Here is a 6185-nt window from a genome sequence, read left to right as displayed (position 1 = left end):
CCCGCCGCCAGTGTAGGTCGGGCCGGGCGCGCCCCGGGCGTGGAGGAGGGCGCTAGTGGCGGCCCTTGCCTTCCTTGGTGACGGGCTTGGGGGAACGGGGCTTGTTGCTGCCGCCGTTGGCCACCGGGGCCAGGCGCTGGGTGGCGTCCTGGTCGTCGGCGCCGCCCTCGCCGTTGCCCGGCGCCTCGTCCGGCTCGTCCGCGGCGGCCGGGACCGGCTGGGTGGCGTCGCCCGGGGCGGCCGGGGTCGGCTGGGTGGTCGCGGCCGGACCGGTGTCGAGGGCCGGCCGCGTCTCCGCGTCGCCGGACGAGGGCCGGTCGGGCCCGTCGCCGGGGCTGTCGGTCAGGGCCGGCTCCAGGGGCAGCTCGTCTGTGGCGGCGGGACCGGGCTCCCCGAGGGTCGCCGGCGTTTCCGGCCGGGTGGCCGAGAGCATCCCGTCCTCGCGGTCGCGCTCGCGCTGCTCGATGTCGCGGGGGCTGGGGAACCGGGGGCTCTCCTCGGGGGAGCTGGCCGGGGGCTCGACCCCGAGCCGGGCCGCGGCGGCGGCGGTCGCCTCGTCCAGATCCTCCTGCTCCTCCTCGACCCGGCCGATGCCGGCGCGGACCTCGTCGAGCACCGACTCGAGGTGCCCGTAGACCCGGCCGAGCTGCTCGAGGGACCGGTGCCGCAGCGTCTCCAGCCGGATCGTCTCGGCCTCGACCCCGAGGCGCTCGCGCTCGGCCTCCTGCCAGATCATGTCGGTCGCGTCGCGAGCCTCCTCCAGCACCGTCCTGGCGTCCTGCTCGGCCTGGGCGCGCATCTCCTCGGCCGCCTGCAGGGACTCCTCCTCGACCCGCGCCCCCTCGGCCCGGGAGTCCTCGAGCGTCCGGCGGGCCTCGCCCTCGATCTCGCCCGCCCGGTGCTCGGCCGCCTTGATGATCTCGGCCGCCTCATCCTCGGCGGCGTCGATCGCCTCCTGGGCCCGCTCGGCCGCGTCGGCGAGCATGTTCTCGGACGACCGGCCGGCCTCCTCGAGGATGCTGGCCACGTGCGTGCCGAGGTGACTGAAGGACGGTTCGCCCTTGTGCTCGATCTGCACCCGGTAGGCGCGCTTCTCGGCCTCGTCGGCCCGCTGCCGTTCCTGCTCGATCTGCTGAGCCACCTCGGCGGCCCACATCTCCACCTGGCGGCGGTCGAAGCCCCGGAGGACGACCATGAAATCGGGCATGTCGACCTTCGGATCGGTGGGCAGCTGTGGCTCGAACGCGCTCACGGGGGAGACCTCCCTTTCTGCGGGTGGGGGACCGGGGGCGAAATCCTATCTCGCCGGACGACCCGCCCGGACGCGCGATAGCCTACCGCTCCTTCCACAGACAACCGAATCCGGCACGAATCTCCCTAAGCGATCATCGGCCCGGCCAAGCGCGCCGCCGCCGCGAAATTCGGGACGGCAGCAAAGCAGGCGCGACGGCGGCGGCGAACGAGCGCAGATTGCGGGCCGATTCGCTCCTGTGGCGCACCAGCCCGGGCGACGGCTCAGGGTCGGCCGGCCGACGGACCGATTTCCGGGCGGGTCAGGATCCCGTGCCGAACGTCCCGGCGTGACGGCGGGTCGGGCGGCGGGAGGGACGGGCCTCGGGGCGGCCGCGGGCCTCGCCGGGGGGCCAGGCGTGGCGGTGGCGGCCGGGGTCGTAGCGGAGCTGGAGGAGCGCGCCGCCGACCGCCGGGCTGGCCAGGCGGCCCCGGACGCCGAGGAGCTCGGCCTTGCCGGCGGCTCCCTCCAGCCAGCGGGTGACCAGGTTGACCTCGTCGGCGAGGTGGCGTGGGGGCGGGCCCTCGAACGGCTCCGGCGGCGCGGCCGCCGCCAGCAGGCGCTCCACCCCCGGCGGGTCGTCGGCGGCGACCAGGCCAACGGCGGCCAGCTGGCCGCGCCGGACCACGGTCACCTCCCGGCCGTCGGGGTGCGGCCGCGCCAGGATGATCTCCTCGGCGCCGGCCAGGGCGGCGGCCCGGCGGGCCTCGGCCAGGGCGCGGGTGAGCGCCTCCAGCCGGTCCCGGGCGCCGGCCGCCTGCTCGTAGCGCTGCTCGGCCGCGTAGGCGGCCATGCGGCGGCGAAGCGGCCCGAGCACGGGTTCGGGGTCGCCGTCCAGGGCCGCCTCGAGGGTGGCGACCAGGGCGGCGTAGCGCTCCTGGCCCACGGCGCCGACACACGGCCCCAGGCAGCGGCCCAGCTCCAGCAGCGCGCAGGCCGACCCGCCCCCGCGCGCCCCCAGCCGCATGGTGCAGCGGCGCAGCGGCAGGGCGTCCTCGATCGCCGACTTGACCAGCTCCGCCTGCCCGGTCGAGCCGAACGGGCCCAGGTAGCGGGCCCCGTCGGCCTGGACCCGCCGCACCAGCGACAGCCGCGGGAACCGCTCGCGGGTCAGCTTCAGGTAGCAGTAGCGCTCGGGGTTGCGGCCCCGGCGGTTGTAGCGGGGCCGGTGGTGCTGGATCATCCGGACCTCGCGGACGCTCGCCTCCAGCTCGGTCGCGCACGGCTGATGGTCGATCGCGGCCAGCTCGCGCAGCAGGTCGGCGACCTTGACCCGTCCGTCGCCCGAGAAGTAGCTGCGGACCCGGGTCCGGAGGTCCTTGGCCTTGCCGACGTACAGGACCCGCCCGGCGGCGTCGCGGAACAGGTAGACCCCCGGGCAGCGGGGGAGCCGGTCGGCCAGGTGGACCTTCTTGAAGTTGGCGCTCGCCTTGGCCGAGGGGAACTCGATCAGGTCCTCGAGGGCGAGGACGCCGTAGGACCCGGCCCGCTCCAGCAGACCGTGGAATACGTCCACGGTGGCCCTGGCGTCGGTCAGGGCCCGGTGGCAGGGGGCGACCGTCGCCCCGAGGTAGGCGGCCAGGGTGGCCAGCCGGACGTTGGGCACCTCGTCGCGGGGGAGGAGCTTGCGGGCCAGCCGGGCCGTGCAGACGACCCGGCTGGCCAGGCGCTGGTAGCCGTGGCGCTCCAGGTTGGCCTGGACGAAGCGCCGGTCGAAGGAGGCGTTGTGGGCGACCAGCACGGCGCCGCCGAGGAACTCGAGCAGGCAGGGGAGCACGACCTCGATCGGCTCGGCGTCGGCCACCATCCCGTTGGTGATGCCGGTCAGGGCGCTGATCAGGGGCGGGATCGAGACCTCGGGGTTGACCAGGGTGTGGAAGGTGCCGAGGACCTCGCCGCCGCGGATCTTGACGGCGCCGACCTCGGTGATCCGGTCGTTGGCGGGCGACCCGCCGGTGGTCTCCAGGTCGAGCACGACGAACTCGACGTCGAGCAGCGGGGTGCCGAGGTCGTCGAGACGACCCTGGATGGCGACGGATGCGGCGGGCATCCCTGCGGTTCCCTTCGTCCGCTCTGGGCTGTCGAGGCGACGCTAGACGAACAGGTGTTCGAGGTCAAGCACCTCGAGGCCACCTGGGGAGACCGGGCGCAGGGGCGCCCAGCGGACCGGCTGGTCAGCCGCGCCGGGCCAGCACGGCCGTGCCGAGGCCGACGGCGAGGAACCCGAGCGCGACCACCGCGGCCACCTGGTTGGGCACGGCCACGGCCAGCACGGAGGCGGTGGCCAGACAGGCGAAGAACAGCGGCCCGGCCATGGCCCGGACGAGGACGTCGGGGACGGCGGGGGCGCGGAGGCCGGCGCGGCGCATGGCCCGGCGGACGGTGAAGGCGATGTCGAGCCGGCCGGCCGCCGACGCCTCCACCACCAGCCGCCGCCAGAACACCGCCGGGCCCGACGCCCGCTCCAGCCCCGCGAGCAGGGCCCGCACCTCGGCCAGGTCGCCGAGGCGCAGCAGGGCGGTGGCCCGGATGGCCAGGGCCTCGCCGCCGCCGGCGCGGCCGGCGCGGCCGGCCAGCTCCTCGGCCAGCGACGGGTCGCCGGCGGTGAGGGCGACGGCGGCGCAGCGGGCCAGGTGCTCGCCGCCCGCGGCCGGGTGGCTGGCGGCGCGGTGGGCGTGGGCGAGGGCGAGCTCGGGGGCCGGCGACCCGGGCAGCAGGTAGGCGGCGGCGAGCAGGCTCAGCGCCTCGGCGCCACGTTCGGGGTCGTCGGCGGCCCGCTTGAAGCAGGCCATCGCCTCGCGGATCCGGCCGGTGGCCACGTGCTGGCGACCGGTTTCGACCAGCTCGTGCGCTCGCACGGCGCGCCTCCTACCTGTCGGCCACCGCGAGGGCCGCGGTGATCGCAATCGTAAGCGAAAGCCAGCCCGCCGCGGCAGGGGGACAAACCGGACGCGGGGGCCGTTCGGCTCGACTTTGGGAGCGCCGAGCCGGAGCGGTGCGGGGTCGCCGACCGCGGGCCGGCGACCCGGGGCGGACGGGCGGGGGCGGCAGCTGGGTGCGGGTGGAGTGGGCTGTGCGGGGCTGCGGTGGGCTGTGGATGAGCCAGCGCACCAACGCCCCGGCCGGGCTACCCTCCCGGGTGGGGGCCCGGGAACCCGGGTCCACGGTGAGGCGCGGGCTGGCTCGCCGGGAGCCCCGGCGCTGGGCCCGGGGTCAGGCGCGGGCTGATTTGGCGAGGGCGCGGACCTCGTCGGGGGTGGCGGCGATGGAGACCACGGCTCGGGGGTCGATGCGGCGGATCAGGCCCTCGAGGACCTTGCCGGGGCCGAGCTCGACGTAGCTGGTGGTGCCGAGATCCCGGAGGCGCTCGACGCAGCTGGTCCAGTGGACGGGGCTGGTGAGCTGGCGGGCCAGGAGGCGGCCGGCCTGGCGGCCGCTGCGGACCACCCGGGCCTTGGCGTTGGAGACCAGGGGGACCTCGAGGCGGGTCAGGTCGATGCGGTCGATGGCGTCCTTGAAAGGACGCCTGGCCGCGCGCATCAGCGGGGTGTGGAAGCCGCCGCCGATGGGCAGGGTCAGGACCCGCTTGGCCCCGGCGGCCATGGCTCGCCGGGCCGTCTCCTCGACCGCCTCGGACTCGCCGGAGATGACGACCTGGCCGGGGGCGTTGGAGTTGGCCAGGAACACCTTGCCGACCTGGCGCCGGACGGTGCGGCAGAGCTGGCCGACCGTCTTGTCGGGCAGGCCGAGGACGACCCGCATGACCCCGGTGCCGCCGGCCTGGTGGGCCAGCTCGGCCCGGCGCACGACCAGCTCGAGGCCCTGCTCGAAGCTGACCCCGCCGGCCGCGAACAGGGCGGCGTACTCGCCAAGGGAGTGGCCGGCGACCAGGTCGGGCCGCAGCCCCTCCTCCTTGGCCAGGAGGTGGCAGGCGGCGGAGTGGACGTAGATGGCCGGCTGGGCCTTACGGGTGTCGGACAGGGCGGCGTCGCCGGACTCCAGGACCTCGATCACGTCCCAGCCGAGGATCGCCGACGCCCGGACGAACGGCCAGCCGGCCGGGTCGTCGGACCAGGGGGCACCGCTGTTCCTGGCGATGCGGCCCTGGCCAGGGAAGGTGAAGGCGATCTTTTCCACAGGGCAAGCATCCTATTGAGGAGAAGGGATCACAGACAACTAGCCGTTGTTTGGACCCTTTATGGGCTACCACGGTTACCCTGGACGGAACCTCGTTCCGGCTCGCCCCCAGGAGGACGCGTGCTCGACCACCTTCCCGGCCGTGGCGAGCGGCTTCGCTGCGCCGCCTGCGGCAACCTCACCCGGTTCGACGTGGTCGCCGGCCGGCGCACGACCGCCTTCTGGCACTACACCGTGGCCGGGGAGCTGACCGTCGAGGAGGAGCGCGACCTGGCCGTCGAGGTCGAGGAGGTGCGCTGCCGCTGGTGCGGGTCGGCCGGCGACGTCGAGGTCGTCCCCGTGATCGGCGAGCCGACATCGGCGGAGCGGTGAGCGGGCCGGTGGACCCGGACGGGCCGGGGATGGCCGACGTGCCCGAGGCGCTGCTGGCCGGGTACCTGGACGCCGCCCTGGCCACCCTGCGGGCCGCCGACCACGCCGACCTGCCGGGGCCGCTGCGCCAGTACCAGACCTGGACGCCCAAGCGGCTGCGCCACCCGCGGGTCCTCGCCCTCGTCAGGCGAACCCTCGATCTCGACCAGAGCTTCAGGAAGCTGGTGGACGAGCGGGTCCTGGACGAGGAGGAGGCGCTGGTCCGGCTGGTCCGGGCCGGGCGCCACGCCGAGGCCCTGGCCAGCGGCGAGTCTCCGGAGGCGGTGGCCAAGGTGGGGCTCGCCCTCGGCCCGGAGGGGGAGGCGGCGGTGGCGGCGGCGGTGGC

6 protein-coding genes are annotated in these 6185 nt (G+C 75.7%); 2 read left to right on the top strand and 4 right to left on the bottom strand.

Features of this window, described 5'->3' with window-relative positions; genetic code table 11:
- Nucleotides 1-52 precede the first annotated feature (52 nt).
- The 4 genes from VF468_20615 to VF468_20600 all read right to left on the bottom strand — a co-directional run bounded on the left by VF468_20615 (nt 53) and on the right by VF468_20600 (nt 5428).
- On the bottom strand, nt 53-1252 hold the full coding sequence (locus VF468_20615; GenBank protein ID HEX5880694.1) for a hypothetical protein: 1200 nt from the start codon (nt 1250-1252) through the stop codon (nt 53-55).
- A 301-nt stretch (nt 1253-1553) separates the two neighbouring features.
- Nucleotides 1554-3341: a DEDD exonuclease domain-containing protein gene (locus VF468_20610; GenBank protein HEX5880693.1), complete on the bottom strand. Its 1788-nt coding sequence runs from the start codon at nt 3339-3341 to the stop codon at nt 1554-1556.
- 124 nt (nt 3342-3465) lie between these two features.
- Nucleotides 3466-4149 carry a hypothetical protein gene (locus VF468_20605; GenBank protein ID HEX5880692.1) on the bottom strand — a complete coding sequence of 228 codons (684 nt, stop codon included), beginning with the start codon at nt 4147-4149 and terminating at the stop codon, nt 3466-3468.
- Nucleotides 4150-4504: 355 nt separating this feature from the next.
- On the bottom strand, nt 4505-5428 hold the full coding sequence (locus tag VF468_20600; GenBank protein HEX5880691.1) for an acyltransferase domain-containing protein: 924 nt from the start codon (nt 5426-5428) through the stop codon (nt 4505-4507).
- Nucleotides 5429-5548: 120 nt separating this feature from the next.
- Between VF468_20600 and VF468_20595 the strand changes: the two genes are divergently transcribed.
- Entirely contained in the window at nt 5549-5800 is a 252-nt protein-coding gene (locus tag VF468_20595) for a hypothetical protein (protein HEX5880690.1), read from the top strand.
- The coding region (locus tag VF468_20590; protein ID HEX5880689.1) for a hypothetical protein at nt 5797-6185 on the top strand (389 nt) is incomplete at its 3' end. The genes VF468_20595 and VF468_20590, both read left to right, overlap by 4 nt.

The organism is Actinomycetota bacterium (genome assembly GCA_036280995.1).
In the GTDB taxonomy this organism is placed as follows: domain Bacteria; phylum Actinomycetota; class CALGFH01; order CALGFH01; family CALGFH01; genus CALGFH01.
Note: the sequence above shows the minus strand (reverse complement) of the source record. Positions and strands in the feature narration are given on the sequence as shown.